At 43.3% G+C, this 17,139-nt stretch carries 18 protein-coding genes; 9 read left to right on the top strand and 9 right to left on the bottom strand.

The window, feature by feature from the left end; all coding sequences use genetic code 11:
* The first annotated feature begins 81 nt into the window (after positions 1-81).
* The gene (locus C8N29_RS05405) at positions 82-849 is read left to right on the top strand and encodes a glycosyltransferase family 2 protein (protein ID WP_239986965.1); all 768 of its coding nucleotides are present in this window, start codon (positions 82-84) and stop codon (positions 847-849) included.
* Between the two features lie 19 nt (positions 850-868).
* On the opposite strand, the gene C8N29_RS05400 is transcribed toward C8N29_RS05405, so the two are convergent.
* From C8N29_RS05400 to C8N29_RS05385, 4 genes are read right to left on the bottom strand one after another with little or no spacing between them, the layout of a single operon-like run.
* On the bottom strand, positions 869-1,756 hold the full coding sequence (locus C8N29_RS05400) for a glucosamine inositolphosphorylceramide transferase family protein (protein WP_107865029.1): 888 nt from the start codon (positions 1,754-1,756) through the stop codon (positions 869-871).
* A gap of 7 nt (positions 1,757-1,763) precedes the next feature.
* Positions 1,764-2,873 carry a glycosyltransferase family 4 protein gene (locus C8N29_RS05395; RefSeq protein WP_107865028.1) on the bottom strand — a complete coding sequence of 370 codons (1,110 nt, stop codon included), beginning with the start codon at positions 2,871-2,873 and terminating at the stop codon, positions 1,764-1,766.
* 2 nt (positions 2,874-2,875) lie between these two features.
* On the bottom strand, positions 2,876-3,859 hold the full coding sequence (lpxL, locus tag C8N29_RS05390) for an LpxL/LpxP family Kdo(2)-lipid IV(A) lauroyl/palmitoleoyl acyltransferase (RefSeq protein ID WP_107865027.1): 984 nt from the start codon (positions 3,857-3,859) through the stop codon (positions 2,876-2,878).
* A gap of 48 nt (positions 3,860-3,907) precedes the next feature.
* Positions 3,908-5,089, bottom strand: a complete 1,182-nt coding sequence (locus tag C8N29_RS05385) for an FAD-dependent oxidoreductase (RefSeq protein ID WP_107865026.1) — start codon at positions 5,087-5,089, stop codon at positions 3,908-3,910.
* 83 nt (positions 5,090-5,172) lie between these two features.
* Here C8N29_RS05385 and waaA point away from each other — a divergent pair, with 83 nt between their 5' ends.
* The 4 genes from waaA (at position 5,173) to C8N29_RS05365 (ending at position 7,810) form a co-directional block, all read left to right on the top strand.
* Positions 5,173-6,447, top strand: coding sequence for a lipid IV(A) 3-deoxy-D-manno-octulosonic acid transferase (waaA, locus tag C8N29_RS05380; RefSeq protein ID WP_107865025.1), 1,275 nt, complete (start codon positions 5,173-5,175; stop codon positions 6,445-6,447).
* Between the two features lie 72 nt (positions 6,448-6,519).
* Complete coding sequence (locus tag C8N29_RS05375; RefSeq protein WP_107865190.1) at positions 6,520-6,726, top strand: type II toxin-antitoxin system VapB family antitoxin; 207 nt, start codon at positions 6,520-6,522, stop codon at positions 6,724-6,726.
* Between the two features lie 20 nt (positions 6,727-6,746).
* On the top strand, positions 6,747-7,103 hold the full coding sequence (locus tag C8N29_RS05370) for a hypothetical protein (RefSeq protein WP_239986964.1): 357 nt from the start codon (positions 6,747-6,749) through the stop codon (positions 7,101-7,103).
* Positions 7,103-7,810, top strand: coding sequence for a 16S rRNA (uracil(1498)-N(3))-methyltransferase (locus tag C8N29_RS05365; protein ID WP_107865023.1), 708 nt, complete (start codon positions 7,103-7,105; stop codon positions 7,808-7,810). The genes C8N29_RS05370 and C8N29_RS05365 overlap by 1 nt, the downstream gene beginning before the upstream one ends.
* Here C8N29_RS05365 and C8N29_RS05360 read toward each other — a convergent pair.
* The 5 genes from C8N29_RS05360 to C8N29_RS05340 form a co-directional block, all read right to left on the bottom strand.
* Entirely contained in the window at positions 7,807-8,544 is a 738-nt protein-coding gene (locus tag C8N29_RS05360; protein ID WP_107865022.1) for an NYN domain-containing protein, read from the bottom strand. The genes C8N29_RS05365 and C8N29_RS05360 overlap by 4 nt on opposite strands.
* A 156-nt stretch (positions 8,545-8,700) precedes the next feature.
* A complete protein-coding gene (locus C8N29_RS05355; RefSeq protein ID WP_107865021.1) occupies positions 8,701-9,360 on the bottom strand; it encodes an alpha/beta hydrolase in 660 nt (219 codons plus the stop codon).
* 5 nt (positions 9,361-9,365) lie between these two features.
* The gene (locus C8N29_RS05350; protein ID WP_107865020.1) at positions 9,366-9,824 is read right to left on the bottom strand and encodes a hypothetical protein; all 459 of its coding nucleotides are present in this window, start codon (positions 9,822-9,824) and stop codon (positions 9,366-9,368) included.
* Positions 9,825-9,828: 4 nt separating this feature from the next.
* Positions 9,829-10,818: a putative solute-binding protein gene (locus C8N29_RS05345; protein WP_107865019.1), complete on the bottom strand. Its 990-nt coding sequence runs from the start codon at positions 10,816-10,818 to the stop codon at positions 9,829-9,831.
* Between the two features lie 62 nt (positions 10,819-10,880).
* On the bottom strand, positions 10,881-11,918 hold the full coding sequence (locus tag C8N29_RS05340; protein WP_107865018.1) for a helix-turn-helix transcriptional regulator: 1,038 nt from the start codon (positions 11,916-11,918) through the stop codon (positions 10,881-10,883).
* 394 nt (positions 11,919-12,312) lie between these two features.
* On the opposite strand from C8N29_RS05340, the gene C8N29_RS05335 reads away from it, so the two are divergent.
* From C8N29_RS05335 to C8N29_RS05320, 4 genes are all read left to right on the top strand, one after another.
* Positions 12,313-13,158, top strand: a complete 846-nt coding sequence (locus C8N29_RS05335; protein WP_107865017.1) for a hypothetical protein — start codon at positions 12,313-12,315, stop codon at positions 13,156-13,158.
* Positions 13,159-13,288: 130 nt separating this feature from the next.
* Positions 13,289-14,935 (top strand): GH3 family acyl-acid amido synthetase, encoded by a 1,647-nt coding sequence (locus C8N29_RS05330; protein ID WP_239986963.1) that lies wholly within the window; start codon positions 13,289-13,291, stop codon positions 14,933-14,935.
* Complete coding sequence (locus C8N29_RS05325) at positions 14,932-16,026, top strand: hypothetical protein (RefSeq protein ID WP_107865015.1); 1,095 nt, start codon at positions 14,932-14,934, stop codon at positions 16,024-16,026. Before C8N29_RS05330 ends, C8N29_RS05325 begins: the two co-directional genes overlap by 4 nt.
* 2 nt (positions 16,027-16,028) lie before the next feature.
* Positions 16,029-17,138, top strand: coding sequence for an efflux RND transporter periplasmic adaptor subunit (locus C8N29_RS05320; RefSeq protein WP_107865014.1), 1,110 nt, complete (start codon positions 16,029-16,031; stop codon positions 17,136-17,138).
* Position 17,139: the final 1 nt, after the last annotated feature.

Raw genomic sequence — 17,139 nt, 5'->3', positions numbered from 1 at the left:
CGTTCACTGCCATGTGCACGTGCGTCTAAGTGATGAGCCGTTCAATAATCACCTTACCAGTCATCAACCGTGAGAAAGGTCGTGGACAAAATTCCAGTCAGTATTGCCGTGATTTGTAAAAACGAAGCCCATAACATTGAGCGTTTACTGCAAAGTGTTGTTGACTTTGCCGAAGTCATTATTGTCGATTCAGGCAGTACCGATGCCACCTTAGACATTGCCCGCCGTTATACGGATAAAATTTATGTCCATGATTGGGCGGGAGACGGCCCGCAGCGACAGCGAGCGATTGCTTACTGCCAGTACGATTGGGTACTCAATTTAGATGCTGATGAACAACTAACGCCCCCACTGATAGCCGAGATTAAACACGCAATTCAGTCAAATCAATACGATGCCTATAAAGTCAAATTTAATGATTATTTCATGGGGCAATTTGACCATCAGTGGGCACGTATGCATGCTAAGGTTCGTTTTTTTCGTAAAAGCGGTGCACTATTTTTACAAAAAGAAGTGCATGCCAGTGCACCCGACATTCAGGGTAAGGTAGGTTTGTTAGCTAATCCCGTCATGCACTATGGGGATGTCACTATCGAAAATAAAATGTATAAAAACAATTTGTACTCTAGCCTGACGGCTAAAGACAAGGCACAACGTGGTAAACGTGCCAGTGCGCTGAAAATGTTATTGAGTTTTCCCTTAGTATTTATTAAGTCCTACCTGCTGCGTCGTGCCTTTTTAGACGGTTGGCGGGGTTTTGTAGGCAGTATGATTAGTGCGTTTTATGCCTTTTTGAAAGAGGCTAAACTGCTTGAGCTAGAACGGCAACAAAAATTAAAGGATAAATAATCGCTTAAGCTCAGGTTATTTAAGACGGTTTAGGAATCACCTTCAAACCATCCATGACTAGCCAGCCATCCGCATAGTTATAAGTGTGTGTACCTTTAATGCTGTCATCCCAGCATGGTTCTATGCGTTGTAATAATTGCTCCTGATAATGGCTTGTCGTTAATTGTTGAATGGTGCGTAGTTCTAATGCGCCCCCATAACGTGTCACCGAGTCTTGCACGGGGCGTATCAGTTGACCGTTATGCTGAATGATATTTCCAGCAGGGCGGTCAAATACCAAGCTCTGTTTGACGGGGTTTTGTGAATGTGCCTGCCAATTTTTACCTAAAATATCTGTACCAGAAAAGATAAATAACTTATCACCAAATTTTTTACAGTCTTGTTTGAGTGCCGTTAATAGCCACCAGCGTTGGTCATGGAAGACAGGTGTCGTGTCAGCGGCCACAATATTGTCAATTAAAACGCTGTGTTTTTGCCACTTGTAAGGAAACTCTTCACAACGCCACACTTCAATTGTCTTATTCTGATGTGTTTCGGGCAACATAAACCATTGCCCCTCATGTTTGAATAATAAGGGATAAGACAAATGATAAGGGCATTGAATAATAGGAACGGCGTCACTATGACGACCATCTGCTAACACTTCGATGACCGAAATGAAGCCAATCGGTGTTGCAAAGGGATATTCTTCAATAAAAATAAAGGTACGGCCATTTTCGCTAGCGACAAATGGGTCAGCATAAAAACGGTCGGTCGGCGGAATAATCTGATGCATCTGTTGCAAGTCGGCACTCAGTGCACTGTCTTGTTGGCGATATAAAATCATCCATTGACCGAGATGCGTTTTTTCTTCACGGCGAACTTGCGATGCATAATATTTTTTGGCCAAATAACGACGAAAATTCATCCCTGTTTTATCCTACTAACTGTTGATAAATGGCTAAGGTGCTATCGCACATTAATCTTAAACTGAGCGCGTTGGTGGGTTGCGGACGTTCTGGTGATTGTAATAATTGTTCCGTCTTAGCCAGTAAACTGTCGGTGTCTCCAAAGGAAACTCGACCTTGAGGATAACAATTACTTAATGTCTCACCCACACCACCATGATTCCAACCAATGACAGGCGTGCCAATATATAAGGCTTCGAGTGCGGTACGGCCAAAGGCTTCAGGGTCGGTAGACAACGAATAGGTCAAGTGACTTTGACTAAAAATCTCGCGCATATCACTACGGTGTCCCGTTAAACTGATGTGTGCTGAAAGATTTTTAGCGGCAATCAGTTGCTTTAACTCCTCAAGGTAGGCTTGTTTTTTGGCTTCAGCCCCGCCAACAATTAAACCGTGTACCGCATAGTTTTTGCTAACGAGTTGTTCAATTAACTCAATAAATTCGCGTTGACCTTTCCACCGTGTAATACGCCCAGGAAGTGTTAATACCGTTTTACCTTGTAGTTGTGGGTAGTCTTGTTGCCATTGTGCTAACCACGTAGCAGAGGGCTGATAATTATAAGGAAATTCTTGAGAGCTGACGCCGCGATAAATCACTTGAATACGTTCTGCAGGGCAATGAGGGTAGTTTTTGAGAATATAGTCTTTGACCGTATGCGAGACGGCAATCACTTTTTCTCCTTTGGTCATAATCGCACTGTAAAAATTGACCGAATACAACCCATGAACAGTGGTGACAAAATGCGGCCGTTGATTGGGGGCTAATTTACGCCATGCTAACCATGCAATCCATGCGGGTACACGTGAGCGAGCGTGTAAAATATCGGGTTGTAAGTCCTGAATAATGTGACGAAAAGCACCTACTTGCCACAAACTACTTAAGGTTTTGCGATGTACAGGTAGCGTAATGTGTTCACTGCCTTCGGCTTCGAGTTGTGCTACCAAACGCCCGCCGCTAGAAATAACGATAGAGCGATGCCCTGCGGCGACCAATGCACGACCAATTTCTAAAGTTCCTCGCTCTACGCCGCCAGCATTGAGTGCGGGTAGGGTTTGTACCACGGTGAGCTTTTTCATGGTTATTGATTCTCTTTAGTTTGCGTGGCTGCTTCGGCAAGTTCTTGTTTAAGATGGCGTTTCTTTTTGGGATAGGGCATTGCCTCACCGTCAGGACGGGTCTTGAAACGACGATGAAACCACATATATTGGGTGGGTGAGCGTCTAATCAATGTTTCGAGTTGCTGATTAACGCGTGTCGCATCGGCAACCACATCATCGGTAGGATAATCGGCTAAGGGCGGTGTAATCAGAATTTCATATTGTTCGAGGGTGGGATGACGTCGAAAATGGATAAACATGACCACCGAATCATTGATTTTTTGCAAACGACGCGGTGCGGTCAATGTGGCCGCTTGTATACCAAAAAAGGGCGCAAAAACCCCTTGTTTTAGGCCAAAATCTTGGTCTGGCGTGTACCAAACCACATGATTTTCTTTGAGCGCTTTAATCAATAAACGCATATTGTCGTGGTCGATTTGATAGTCATAAATGCGTAAGCGACGTTTGACAATAAAATACTCAAGTGCCTTATTATTTTGAGGACGATAAACCGTATCCACCTGAAAAAAAATAATTGCCAGTAAACCACACAAGTCGACAAAACTATAATGTGCGCCTAACAGCAAGACGCCTTTACCTTCGGCTTGTGCGGCTTGCAACAGATGTAAGCCTTCAATCGTCACTTTTCGATGGTAATAGGTTTTGGGCTTAAACCATGCGTTAGCGGTTTCAAACAGAGCAATCCCACCTTGTACAAATACGTCCTCTGCCATCCATTGCCGTTCTTCCGCGCTTTTTTCGGGGAAACATAAGGCTAAATTAGTTTCGGTGTCGCGTCGGCGTTGGCCAATCACCTTATAAATAAAGCGACCTAACGCGGTGCCAAGTCGATGTTGCACAGACCACGGTAAACGTGATAACAGGTAAAATAAGGGAATGACACATAGCCAAATTGGCCAATAACGTGGCATTAAAAGGTGCCATGTAAAGACGGGAGACTTCATGTAATTTTTGGCTCTGTCAACAAAAAATAAATCAGTATAGACGCACTGTTAAAAGAGTGTTTGCCATGTTGCCTGTCCCAGATGGCAGCGAGACAAGGGCAGATTCAGGGTTTGTTCATAACGGGGTAGTGTACCATGTTGTGCCATAGCCGTCAGAGTTTGATGTGCCGCATTGGGCGCTAAGATGAGGCGTGTTGGCCAAATCAAGGCATTATTAGCAAACCATTGGACATGTGCACGGCTAGCCGCCATCAGCGAGCGCTCTTTAGGATATACCCGATTGATAAGCAGGCTTCTAAAACGCGCCCCTTGTAAACTTTGCCACGGCAGTAGCTCCGCCAATTCTGTTTTGATGGCTTGAATTTGAGCGGGGCTGTCACGGTCTATACCTTCTTCAGCGACAGTCCCACCTACATACCACAAGGTTTTGCCTTGTGCCTGATGTGTCGTAATCGTGAGTCTAGACTTACGTTGTATACCTAAACAATGGCCATAAAATGCGGGCAGGCTATCCTGTTGAATACAGAGCATATGTACAGGTTTGCTGGTCATTAGAGTGGCATTAATGCCCATCTGTTTCACTAAGTATTGATTGCCTTCACCTGCAGCTAAACACACCGTTTGCGCTTTAAGACGTAATTGTGTCGTGCCATGATGAATAAAAATGGCAGTTGAGCGGTATTTATCATCGGTTTCTATATGCCATTTACAGGCGCTAATATCATAAATACAGTCGTGATGGTTAAGGGCTAATTGTGCTACTAAAGAAATAGGGTCAAGCACAGGATAATTCAGACGATAGACATCCCCCTTAAACGAAGGATTACGAAACAAAGAGGGATAATCGTTGGTAGAGAGCTTTTCGACTTGACCATTGATGATATGGCTGGCCAAAAATAAGCCTGCTTGTGCGCGGTGGTTAGGTTCTGCCCAGAGATGTTGGTGCGTGCTAAAACAAGAGACCTGACGGAGGTCAATTTCGCCAGTCCCCGCTAAACAGTCTTGCCAGAGTGCGGGCATATCATCTAATTGTTCATCGTGACTCAGCGCCGATAAGCCATATTTAAGACCACCATGAATCATGCCGCCACTATTCAGTGTTTGTAGACCGCCCAATGCGCCTTGATGCAGCAAAATCACGCTATAACCTGCTGTCTTTAAGCGATTGAGTAGCCATAAGCCCGTCACACCGCCACCAAAAATGACACAATCGACAGATATTGCTTGCATAAATAGTTATCAACAATCAGGATTTAGCCAATTTTGCCGCATCTTAGCGAGAATACCAAGCGACAAATATTTAGGAACTTAGCATGACTTCGTGGCGTTATAATTTTTTATTGCATTTGTTATTGCCGTTTGTTTATTTGCGTTTGTTGTGGCGTGGTAAAAAAACACCTGCTTACGCGCAAAATATAGAACAGCGTTTTGGTGGTCATAAAAAGTTGCCGCAAGGTGGCATCATTATTCATGCCGTCTCTTTGGGGGAAACCTTAGCCTCACAACCTTTGGTCAATGCTTTATTAACACAATATCCCCATTTGCCACTGATTATTACCAACACTACTGCAACAGGCGCAGAACGCGCGCGTGCCTTATGGGGTGATAAAGTCCATCAATGCTATTTACCTTATGATTATTCGTGGGCAATGCGTCGGTTTCTACAAAAATGTCAGCCTAAATTGATTATTGTGATGGAGACAGAGTTATGGCCAAATTTAATTGACCAAGCCAAGCAACTCACTATTCCTGTCATGTTAGCTAATGGTCGTTTGTCGGCAAAATCAGCTACAGGCTATGGCAAAATTCCTAGTTTAGTAACACCGATGTTACAAGCCTTAACCGTTTTAGCGGCACAAGACCAAGATACCGCACAACGATTTCAAGACTTAGGTACGCCAGAAAGTACAATTCAAGTAACAGGTAGCTTAAAGTTTGATTTAACTATTCCTGACGATTTAACGTTGCGTGCAGATGAATTAAAACAACAATGGCAGTTACAAACACGGCCTATTTGGGTGGCAGCAAGTACCCATGAAGGTGAAGATGAAATCGTGTTGACAGCATTTCAACAGATTCAACAACAGTTTAATAATGCTTTGTTGATTTTAGTGCCACGTCATCCTGAGCGTTTTGATAAGGTTGCAGATTTAGTTGCTAAACAAGGCTTTAGCATAGCTCGACGCAGCCAACAACAAGCAATTACCCCCGAAGTGCGTGTGTTTTTGGGCGATAGTATGGGGGAGTTATTGCTATGGTTTGCTTTGGCAGATGTGGCGTTTGTGGGAGGGTCTTTGGTCAATGTGGGAGGGCATAATCCCTTAGAACCTGCTGCTTTGGCTGTACCAATTGTCACAGGCATGACCATGTTTAACTTTAAACAAATTACCGATATTTTGCTGCAAGCAGGGGCATTACAACAAGGTCATGATGCCACAGAATTAGCAAAAATCGTCTGTGAATGGTTAGCAAATCCTGAACAAAAGCAAAAGGATGGACAAGCAGGGTTAGCCGTGGTTAATGCCAATAAAGGGGCGTTGAAAAAACATTTAGCGATTGTAGATGACGTGTTGGCCTTAAAAAAATAACAGCTCCTATTGTAGTAATGCTTTTTGATGTTATATTTGTACTCAAATGATGATGATTTTGGTGTTTTGATTATGCGTACTACAGTGACTATTGATGATAGTTTATATCAACAAGCCTTAGAGCTGGCGGATACCAACATGGAAAAAAGCGAACTATTTAAAGAGGCGATTAAAACATTTATTCGTGTCCAGGCAGCACAAAGGTTAGCAGCGTTAGCAGGAACAGCACCCAATATGACAGATATTCCTCGTCGTATAGAGGATAAATTTAGCGAATGAATGTCCTAATCGATACTTCAATGTGGGTGCATTTTTTTAAACACGGGAATCAACAGTTAGTTCATTTGTTGAGTATAGATGCTGCAATGACTCATCCAATGATAATAGGTGAGTTGCGTTGTGGCACACCACCCGAACCACGACAAAAAACATTAGCTAATATTGCTTTGTTAAAACATTGCCAACAAGCCAATTTAGATGAAGTCAGTGTCTTTGTTGAAACACATAAACTGTATGGTTTAGGCTGTGGACTGATAGATATGACACTTTTAGCATCAACCATATTAACACCCAACACTCAATTATGGACTTTAGACAAGCGTTTATTAAGTTTAGCAACACGTTTTAATATTGCTTATTTACCACTGACACATTAATGAACCTCATCCTCCTCACCCCCGAAGACTGTCCTCAATCTAATATAGCAACCCTATCAGGCCGCCGTTTGCAGCACGTTTTAGAAGTTCACCAAGCACAAGTAGGGCAGCAGTTGCGCGTAGGAATGTTGAGTGGCTTAATGGGTAATGCGGAAATTATTCATTTAGATAAACAATCCTTGCAATTGCGTTTTGAGTTAGACCAAGCTCCTCCGCCAAAGCTACCGTTAACCTTGTTGCTCGCCTTACCGCGTCCAAAAATGCTCAAGCGGATTTTTCAAACCGTTGCCACCATGGGGGTTGACCGTGTCGTGTTGATGAATAGTTATCGCGTAGAAAAGAGTTTTTGGGATAGCCCTTTTTTGCAACCAGACGCCATTCAAGAGCAACTTATTTTAGGTTTAGAACAAGGCAAAGACACGGTTTTACCCGAAATCATCTTAGAAAAACGTTTTAAACCGTTTGTCGAAGATAGATTAACAAGTTTAGCAGGGGATAGCTTAAAATTGGTGGCTCATCCTGTTGCAGAACAACCATGTCCACGCGATGTACAACAGGCCGTCACCTTAGCAATTGGTTGTGAAGGTGGGTTTATTCCCTATGAAGTGAATTTATTGGCTGAACACGGATTTACACCTGTTGGTTTAGGTGAGCGAATTTTGCGGGTTGAAACTGCCGTGACGGCTTTGATTGGGCGTTTGTTTTAGGGATTCGTATTGGCTGTCCACCAGTTTGGTTTTATGTCAGGTTCTACAGCTAAAATATCTTTAAGAATGGCAACCAAATCATAAGAAACTAATCCGTCTATATGTTCATGTAATGACTCATCAATATTATTATGTAAGGCGTCTAACACAAAATCGATGCCGTGGATTCGTGCGAGTTTGGCCGCTGGTACAAAATCGCTATCGCCAGCAATGAGTATAATTTTATTAACCAATTTTTGTTGTGCTAATGTGGAAATATCAATGCCTAATTTAATATCAACACCTTTTTGTCTCATTTCATAATAGAAGTCCTCATTAGAAAGTTGTTCAAAATATATTTCTTCTCGTAACAGTTTATTGAGAGTCGTATCTTTCAATTTCCATTGTTTCTCATGTTTGATAGAGCCTAAACATAATGCAAATTTAGGCTGTTTTTTGAGTCGTTCTAAAATTTCACTACGCTGTATATTTTTCTTATCTTTGGCGAAGTCTAAAACTCGTTTATGTGTTTCACCTTGATTGAGAAGTGGTAAATGTACTTTAATAGTTAGTGGCGGGGAGTCGTAGTAAAAAATTCGGTATGTGTGTTGATAAATATTTTTTGGGCAGTTGAATAGATGTTTTTTAATAATCTGTTGTATAACAAGAACAATTTGCTCTGATGTTAAATCAGGTTTAGATAAGTAATATTTCCGTTTAAAAAATTGCAAGCGGTTCAGAAAAAAAAGACCCATCAATGAGAAATGCTATTTTAATATCCATATTTTTAGCTTCACCACAAATAAAAAACCCACGGGTAAGGCCTAGTTATTACAAAATAAACTTAGACGAAGCCGTGGGCTGAACAACTTCAGTTTAAGAAGTTTATTGCTTTATGTCAATAATAAAAATTATTTAAGCCTTGCTTGCAACCAATTCGAAATATCCATGACCTCCTCTAAACACACTTCATGTTCCATTTCATAACTCCGGTAGTAGGGTTGATAACCCTGATTACGTAAATAATGTAAGGCTTGGTTACCTAATAATTCATTAACTACACTGTCATAAATGCCATGAAAAATCGCAATTGGCAGGTGTTGATTAGCAGGGTGAATGACAATATGTTTGTGTGTGGCAAAATAAGTGGAGAGTGCTAACAAACCACCTAGCGGTCGGTGGTAGGTCAGCGCTGTGTGATACGCAACCGCGCCTCCCTGAGAAAAGCCAGCCAAAAAAATCCGCTCACTGGGAATACCACGCGTCACTTCTCGGTCAATCAATTGTTTAATCGCATCACTCGAGGCCAGCAGTTGAGATTCGTCAATCTCACGTTCAAGGTTCATGGCAGTAATGTCATACCACGCGGGCATAATATAACCGCCATTAATAGTGACCGCGATTTGTGGTGCTTGCGGAAAAATAAAACGAATAGCCAAGGTTTTAGGCAATTTAAGTTCGGGAATAATGGGGACAAAATCATCCCCACTTGCGCCTAAACCATGTAGCCAAATGACGGCAGCAGTAGCGGGTGTGGCAGGATTTATTTCTATAGGATGAAGTTCCATCATAGTGATTACATATTCGACTGTATCATAAGATGAGTAATTTGCAGTTGCTCATCATGTTGTTGGAGGGTGACTTGAACCTGTTGGTGATATGTTAATTCTTCATTTAATAAACGTTTTTGGTCAATGAGTTCATAACTCACCTTGGCTTGTTGGCCAGCGTTTTCAGTTAAGATAAACTGTTTAAGGTTAAAACGCTGATGTTGGCTAAAACGCCAAGTGGCTTTAAGTTGCTGCATAAAATCGCTGCGGCTCAAACTAAAGGTTTGTTGCATTTTATCCAATCTTAGTTTTATCTGTGCTTCTGGTGTTAGCATCGCGAACAGCTTTTTTTCATCGCGCTGCTCAATCGCGCGATAAAAGTTTTCTATAAAGGCTTCGCTTTGTTTTTTTGAAATATCTGCGGCCATAACAAATGGCGTATAACAACAGACAGCACACACCAATAAAGGGTAACCTACTTTCATGGCTTTACTCCTGAGTATCTGCACATTCGTTAGTTTGTGGCGCTTGTTGGCAACGAATTTTCTTTAATAAGGCCATCATTTTTTTGTCATAAATGCCATCTGCCGTGAGACTAATACGGGCATTGCGTAATAACTGTTGGTAGTTTTCATATTCGCCATCAGGTGCAGGAAAAAAATAAAGAATTTCTTCTTCTGCTTTGATAATGGGCTTTAAGAATTGCTCAAATTGGCTAGCAAAATAACGGCGTGACTGTTGGCCAAAGCCGGTTGGAAATTTATCCTGTTTCAGTAGAACTTGTAGGCTGAGCTGAGCAATCGGCATATTGAGTACCAAGCCTTTATTACCGACGCCTTGGTATAATTCTAAAGGTAAATAAGCAAGGGCAGGTGATACCGCCAAGTCGGTGATGCCTTCATTAAATTTGCTAGCAAAATGTTGAATATCGGACGCTAAGGCCTGAAAGCCTAGCCGTTCTGCCAGTTTAATTTGCACGATATCGTGGTCGAGAACAGCGACTTTTTTGCCACGTAATTTGTCTACTGAGTTGATGGCGCGGTCATTTAGGAATAAAAACACAGAGCCAACAGGTAAAATGCCGCCCACTTCATGACCATCACCCGACAGTAGTTTGGCCGCTTCGGGGCGAGAAAGGGTGTCTATGGTTGCACGTAATTGTGGATAGTTCTGAATAGCCCCAATCGCTTCAATACTGCTACTGAATAAATTAAAGTCACGTACGCGAATGCCTGTCATTAACGCAGCATCACAGTGTCCTTGTTGGTAATCGTCATATAGTTGTTGTTCATCTTTGTAAGCGCGAAGCTCAAGCGTCACTTGCCATTTATTGGCTTGGGTTGCGTATTCACGCATCGCCCCATAAAAGGGGCCTTGTACACCAAGAACATCAAACACACACAGGCTTTGCCCATAACTAAACACACTATAGCTGCTCAATACATACACGCTAAGTACACGGAGTAGACGGCCAAACATCTAAATATCCTTCTAAAACAATCCTGATACGCGGAAATGGCGTAGTATACCTAGCAATCCTACTAATGCGTATTGATTATTGTCGCCGCTGTCTGCGTGTGCTTGTGTCCGTGTTGTTGTTTGACGCGATAACGTCGACGTAAGGTATCGGGCGTTTCGTTTGACCATTTTTGAAATGCACGGGTAAAGCTGGCTTGGTCACTATAGCCAACTAAATTGGCAATCCGTTCAATGCTTTGATTGGAAGTTTTTAAGTAGCGCTGTGCGGTTTGCATTCTGACTTCTAAACGAATTTCATTAAAGCTCATGCCAATGTCCGCTAAACGGCGACGTAGGGTACGTACACTCATATTTAAGTGATTGGCAACATCTTCTGCACTTAGCGCCTCATCAACATGACGCAAAATGTAATTTCGCATTCTAACCACGAGACTATGCTCATAAAATGGGTCATGCTCAGTTGTTTGCAGATTCACGGTTGTCGGTAGCCGTGTTTGATGGGACTCGGCGGCATAAAAACGAATTTCGTTATAACTGGCATTTAGCTCAATATGGGCGGCTAATACTTGCTCAAGGTTATGGGTATTACTGAGGATATGTGATTGAAAATGCAAGCTAATATTTTTACTAATCAAGGAGACTAAGGTATACAGGCTGGTTAAGAATGCTTGAGTGACAAAGGCTTCAAGCTCATTTAGCGGCTGTTTATAAGAGACCCGTAGTGCAATGTAATCGTTTTCATGGCGCATCTCTAACACCAATAAAGGCAAACGCACTTGCAGATAATGATAAATGGTGGTCATGAACTCACGAAAAGGCAGTCGTGACGTAAAGACAAAACCAAATAAACCGTGAGTCATCAAATCTAAACGCTGGCCGTAACGAATAGCGGCATGGCTTTGTGCCGTTAAGCCCAAATAATGGCTAACCACGGCACGTACTTGATATACCGATAAAAAGGCTTCGGGTTTGTTAAGCACTGAGGCGTTAATACCACAGTCACGTAAAATGTATTCGGCTTGAATACGTTCTTCGGCCATCAGTTCAACTAATTTGTTGAGATAGACAACGGGCAAAAAAGGGAGGTCGTTGATGTTCATAGCATAAAATTATTGTTGTTTTTTGAGTAAAGCTAGTGTACGCGCGCACTGTAGAAAGGGCTATGCTATTTTGGAGGTTTGGCCGTTTTTGCATATAACTTGGCCGAAAAAATAGATGACTGGTAGCAAAAAGGCGACGAAAATTACAGCCACACACAATAAAACATTTCCCGCATCCTTGTTCTTTGCTTAGCAAAGGGCTTACGCGGTGACGTATTTCGGCATACCTAATGGGTTAAGGCAGGGGTGGTTAGTCAAAAGACATTTTTGCTAAACAGGCCACGCCATAGGCTTACGCACTACATGCGTTGAGTCCTGTATGTGCAAATTGGGTGCGCTGTTGATGCGTTATTCGTCGAGAGATGCGTAAGACCTCACTAATAAGAAGAAAACTATGAAAGCTCAAACCAACACGCCAAAGCTAAACGCTAAGTATTACCCATTACATAAAATTGACGTACATGATATTCGTCAAATGTATGGCATTTACTCACAATATTATGAAAATACCTCGTGGGATATTTTTTTACGCGATTTGAGTAAAAAAACAGGCGCATTTATTTTAACTTGCCCTAAAGAGCAACGTATTGTCGGTTTTTCTACCATTGTCACCAGTGATTTGATGGTCAAAGGCGAAAAAGCACGCGCTGTTTTTAGTGGCGATACCATCATTGAACGAGCCTATTGGGGTTCGCGTGCGTTACAGGTTGCATTTTATAAATTTGTGGTCTTAGAAAAGGCACGTCACCCCCGTCAAACCCTTTATTGGTTGTTAATCTCTAAGGGTTTCAAAACCTACTTGTTATTAGCCAATAACTTTACCACCTATTATCCCAATCCTTCAAATACGCATGGTTACTTAGCCGACGTTGTGGATGATTATTGTCAGCAAATGTTTGCTGACTACTATGATGCCGAGAAACGTGTATTGGATTTTGGCCATGATTATCAATGCTTAAAGGGCGATGTCGCCGAGATTGATGACACATTACGTCATCAAAATCGCAAGATTCGCTTTTTTGAAGAATGTAATCCCGAATGGCGACGCGGTACGGAGTTACCTTGTGTGGGGGTGCTGGATTTAGAAAATTTGGGTAAATACGTGCTCAAATATCTCAGCAAAGCCTCGAGTAAAGGCCGTCGAGATGCCCTGAACGTAGAGCCTCAAACAACGAGCAGAGCAGAAGTACATCCATTACGTGCGCCTGTCTTGGTCAGCCCTATACAGCGTCGCGCATAGTCATTAGGTCTTCAACCGCGTGTCGGCTGATAGTGTCCAGACACGCAATCATACAGCGCACCCTGTGTCTCACTGTCTATGCTGACTGTGCCAAGAGTAGGCTGTTTGCTTCACAATAATGGGTAACATCATGTTTAATCGCTTGACGCATCAGGCATTACAGTGGGCTTGCAGCCGTGCCGATAAACAATTTCGTCAGCAGCATCAACATTTAGAAGTCGTGCAAAGACGTAAATTACAACACATTTTGGCACAAGTTGCACAGGCACAGGCGCGTCCGCGTTTGTCGCAACAAACGTGGGAGCAGTTTAGTATTCATCAGCCCACCACCCGTTATGCGGATTGGCAGTCGACCATTCACCAACAACGCCAAGGACAGACCTTATTAACCACGAGTCCCTTGGTACGTTATCAACCCACCAGTGGTTCTTCCGAAAAACTCAAGTTTATTCCATATACCAAAGCCTTTTTACAGGAGTTAGATGCGGCTATTGCGCCGTGGTTAGCCAGCATGTATCGCCATTATCCGCAAATTAATGGGGGCGTGCATTATTGGTCGGTGTCATGGTTGCCACAGAGTCAATATAGTGAGTTACAAGCTAACTTAAATGATGACAGTGAACTATTAGGCTCGGTAAAACGCGTGTTAGCAGGGCAGTCGCAGGCTGTCCCGGCCGATGTCGCCTTAGCCGCCAGTGCCGAAGATGCCTTATTTGCGACATTGTGTTATTTGGTCGCACAACCTAATTTGCGTATGTTATCGGTGTGGAGTCCTACCTTTGCTTTGCAATTGCTAGACGCCTTACCTGTCTGGGCAGACGAAATTTGTACAGTCTTAAAAACAGGTAAATGGCTCAAGCGTAGCCATGCCTTAGCCAAAATGCGTGCGCCCTATGCGCCTAAACGTGCACAGGCCTTGGCGCATGTATTGAGCTTACACGCCTCAGTACAAGCCTCTGAGTTATGGCCACAATTGGCCTTAGTCTCGGCATGGGATACGGCAGAGGCAGCCCCGTGGGCAAAACAATTAAAGGCTTGTTTTCCACACGCTGCGTTTGAGGGTAAAGGCTTATGGGCAACTGAGGGGGTAGTGACCATTCCTGTCGATGGACAATATCCTTTAGCCTATCGCAGTCATGTCTATGAATTTGAAGACTTAAGCAATGGTGGCATTTTAGCCCCGTGGGAACTCAAAGAGGGCGATATTGTCAGTCCTATTATTACTAGCGGCAATGGATTATTAAGATATCAATTAGATGACCGTATTGTCGTTAATGGTTTTTGGGGTGAGATTCCTTGCTTTAGCTTTTTGGGGCGGCGTTTTGGTGTCGATTTAGTAGGCGAAAAATTATCGCCCGATGTCGCGCGTCAGGTCTTGGCCAAAGTTGGCCAAAAATTTGGTGTGCATCCTGTCAGTTTAATGGCAGTGACAGGCGAGAATAAACAGCGTCCTCGTTATGTGGCTTTATTTAGTCAGCCACAAAAAGTGACGCCGTACCATGTGTGTTATGACATAGCCGCGATGATTGAACACGAGTTGTGCCAACATTTTCATTATGAGCTGGCACGTGATTTACGCCAGTTGGAGCCAGCTTTAGCCGTTGTTGCCGAAGATGCGTGGCAGATTTATCAACAAATTGCGATTGCCAGCGGCATGATTGAAGGCAATATCAAACCTGAACCCGTTAGACGTATGCCGCGTGCGGCGGTTCAGCAGGTGTTAGCCGTTTTACCCTTATCGGGTGTAGATAATCATTGGGTAGGCAAAGCATCATGACCAGTTTTAGTATTCGTACGGCAACAGCCGCCGACAATCAGGCTATTTTATCCTTAATCGCACAGCCTCAACCCTCGAATGGCGTTAAATTTGCCTTTGAGCGTTTACCGAATTATTTCACCTCGGCCTTGATTTCGCATTTACGTCCAGAAACCTTGGTTGTTGAGCGTAAGGACAATAAAGACCTAGTGGCAATGGTCAATATGGGCTGGCGTGATGTGTATGTCGATGGTCAGATTAAAACCATTCGTTATGGCTCAGATTTACGCATTGCCGAAGCCTACCAAGGTAGTCGAGTATTGATTTATATCAATCGTGCGGTCAGAGAATGTGTGAAAGATGATTGGTATCAATCGGTTATTTTAGAAGAAAACGATAAGTCGCGTGGCGCATTAGAAGGGGCGCGTGCGGGTTTACCCTTGTTTAAGCCGATGGGCAGTATTTTCACTCATACCATTACAGGCTGTCGTAAACCGATAACCCTATCCACGCAACTACGTCCCGCTACACAGGCCGATATTCCTGCAATGAACGCCTTTGTGACAAACATGGCAGCGTATTATCAGTTTTTGCCCCATTATAACTTTTGGGATGTTGAAGCGGCACATCCGTATTTTAATGGCATGTCTATCCACGATTTTATTTTGTGTGTAGATGAGCACCAAGAGATTAAAGGCTTGGTAGGTCTTTGGAATCAGAAGTCTTTTAAGCAAACACGGGTTTTAGATTACAGCCGTTCTGTGGCCTTATTTAGACCCTTTTATAACTTTTGGAGTCTGTTAAGCGGTGGGTTTGTCTTGCCAGCTAAAGGGGATACCTTTGATTATTTAGCCTTACATTCCCCTTTAACACACCCCGAAGACCACGACACATTTAGACAATTATTACAAGCCGCATGGCAAGGTGTACGTCAACAAGGCAAACGTGCCATGACGTTAACACTATCCGAAGCAGACCCTCGTTTAGCAGTACTTGCAGACTTTCGCAGTATTCCCTTAAAGGCTTATCAGTACACCGCCGCTTTTGATGAGCAATCCTTACCCAATTTAGATAACACCAGAATTCCCTATTTTGAAAGTGGGAGGTTATAACCATGTTCGCCTCATTGTGTAAACAACAAGGATGGCATATCAGTTTAGGGATAATCTTACTCACGATATGGTTATGGCCAGAGGAATCAACGAGCAAATATAGCTCCAGTGACCCTTTTGTCGAACTAAGTTCAGTGGATGTGGTTACGGTACAAAATACCCGTATTGCTCAAGATATTGCAGTGACAGGCACAATTGCCCCTGTACGTCAAACCATCTTAAACGCCCGTGTATTGGGCGAAGTCAAACAAGTGTTTATTCGTGAAGGGCAATCAGTCAAAGCAGGGCAAGTCTTAGTCGTCCAAGATGACCGTGATTTAGTGGCTCGTTTACAACAAGCCGAGGCGAGTTTATTAACCGCCAAAGCAGAATTAGCCTTAGCGCAACAAAACTTAGACCGCATCAAACCCTTACAACAACAAAATTATGCCTCAAGCAACGATTTAGCTAATGCCGAGCGTCAAGTCGATATTCGCCACGCACAAGTTAAATCAGCCGAGGTTTCGGTTATTCAAGCCAAACAACAATTAGCCGATATGGCAGTGCGCGCACCTTATGCAGGTACAGTGTCTGAACGTTTAGTGGATGCAGGGCAGAGTGTTGCGCCCAATACCCCGTTATTAAAATTAGTCGATTTAAGTCAAGTTGAACTGGTTGCTCAAGTCGCAGCTACCGAAGTTGCGGCAATTAAAGTGGGCCAAGTGATTTATTTTACTGCCGATGGTTATGCCGACCAAACTTTTGCAGGGCGTATCACGCGCATTAATCCTGTCGCCAAAGCAGGTAGCCGTCGGGTTGATGTGTATGCACTCGTCAATAATCAAAAGGGCTTATTACGCGGTGGTTTGTTTGCCAAAGGTTATGTCCGTGATGACCAAGCCCAACAAGGTGTGGCTGTGCCATTTTCTGCGGTGCAAGAACGTCAAGGGCAAAAAGTGGTTCATGTGATTCGGGATAATCGTTTGGTGGCACAAAGTGTGAGTGTTGGTCGTCGTGATGAAGCAAAAAGTTTAGCACTGGTCACAGGCTTACAAGCGGGCGAACGTGTGTTGTTGTTGCCGCCTTTACCGCAAAACGAAGGACGTATCGTCCGTTTTAAGGACGGTCGTTAAT

It is taken from the genome of Agitococcus lubricus (genome assembly GCF_003051055.1).
GTDB classification, from domain to species: domain Bacteria; phylum Pseudomonadota; class Gammaproteobacteria; order Pseudomonadales; family Moraxellaceae; genus Agitococcus; species Agitococcus lubricus.
The sequence above is the reverse complement of the archived record's forward strand: the minus strand, read 5'-3'. Positions and strand labels throughout refer to the sequence as shown.

Excerpts from the sequence above, each read along its gene's own strand:
- C8N29_RS05400 (WP_107865029.1), bottom strand. The coding sequence starts at position 1,756 with ATGAATTTTCGTCGTTATTTGGCCAAAAAATATTATGCATCGCAAGTT.
- C8N29_RS05395 (WP_107865028.1), bottom strand. The coding sequence starts at position 2,873 with ATGAAAAAGCTCACCGTGGTACAAACCCTACCCGCACTCAATGCTGGC.
- lpxL (WP_107865027.1), bottom strand. The coding sequence starts at position 3,859 with ATGAAGTCTCCCGTCTTTACATGGCACCTTTTAATGCCACGTTATTGG.
- C8N29_RS05385 (WP_107865026.1), bottom strand. The coding sequence starts at position 5,089 with ATGCAAGCAATATCTGTCGATTGTGTCATTTTTGGTGGCGGTGTGACG.
- waaA (WP_107865025.1), top strand. The coding sequence starts at position 5,173 with ATGACTTCGTGGCGTTATAATTTTTTATTGCATTTGTTATTGCCGTTT.
- C8N29_RS05375 (WP_107865190.1), top strand. The coding sequence starts at position 6,520 with ATGCGTACTACAGTGACTATTGATGATAGTTTATATCAACAAGCCTTA.
- C8N29_RS05370 (WP_239986964.1), top strand. The coding sequence starts at position 6,747 with ATGTGGGTGCATTTTTTTAAACACGGGAATCAACAGTTAGTTCATTTG.
- C8N29_RS05365 (WP_107865023.1), top strand. The coding sequence starts at position 7,103 with ATGAACCTCATCCTCCTCACCCCCGAAGACTGTCCTCAATCTAATATA.
- C8N29_RS05360 (WP_107865022.1), bottom strand. The coding sequence starts at position 8,544 with ATGGGTCTTTTTTTTCTGAACCGCTTGCAATTTTTTAAACGGAAATAT.
- C8N29_RS05355 (WP_107865021.1), bottom strand. The coding sequence starts at position 9,360 with ATGATGGAACTTCATCCTATAGAAATAAATCCTGCCACACCCGCTACT.
- C8N29_RS05350 (WP_107865020.1), bottom strand. The coding sequence starts at position 9,824 with ATGAAAGTAGGTTACCCTTTATTGGTGTGTGCTGTCTGTTGTTATACG.
- C8N29_RS05345 (WP_107865019.1), bottom strand. The coding sequence starts at position 10,818 with ATGTTTGGCCGTCTACTCCGTGTACTTAGCGTGTATGTATTGAGCAGC.
- C8N29_RS05340 (WP_107865018.1), bottom strand. The coding sequence starts at position 11,918 with ATGAACATCAACGACCTCCCTTTTTTGCCCGTTGTCTATCTCAACAAA.
- C8N29_RS05335 (WP_107865017.1), top strand. The coding sequence starts at position 12,313 with ATGAAAGCTCAAACCAACACGCCAAAGCTAAACGCTAAGTATTACCCA.
- C8N29_RS05330 (WP_239986963.1), top strand. The coding sequence starts at position 13,289 with ATGTTTAATCGCTTGACGCATCAGGCATTACAGTGGGCTTGCAGCCGT.
- C8N29_RS05325 (WP_107865015.1), top strand. The coding sequence starts at position 14,932 with ATGACCAGTTTTAGTATTCGTACGGCAACAGCCGCCGACAATCAGGCT.
- C8N29_RS05320 (WP_107865014.1), top strand. The coding sequence starts at position 16,029 with ATGTTCGCCTCATTGTGTAAACAACAAGGATGGCATATCAGTTTAGGG.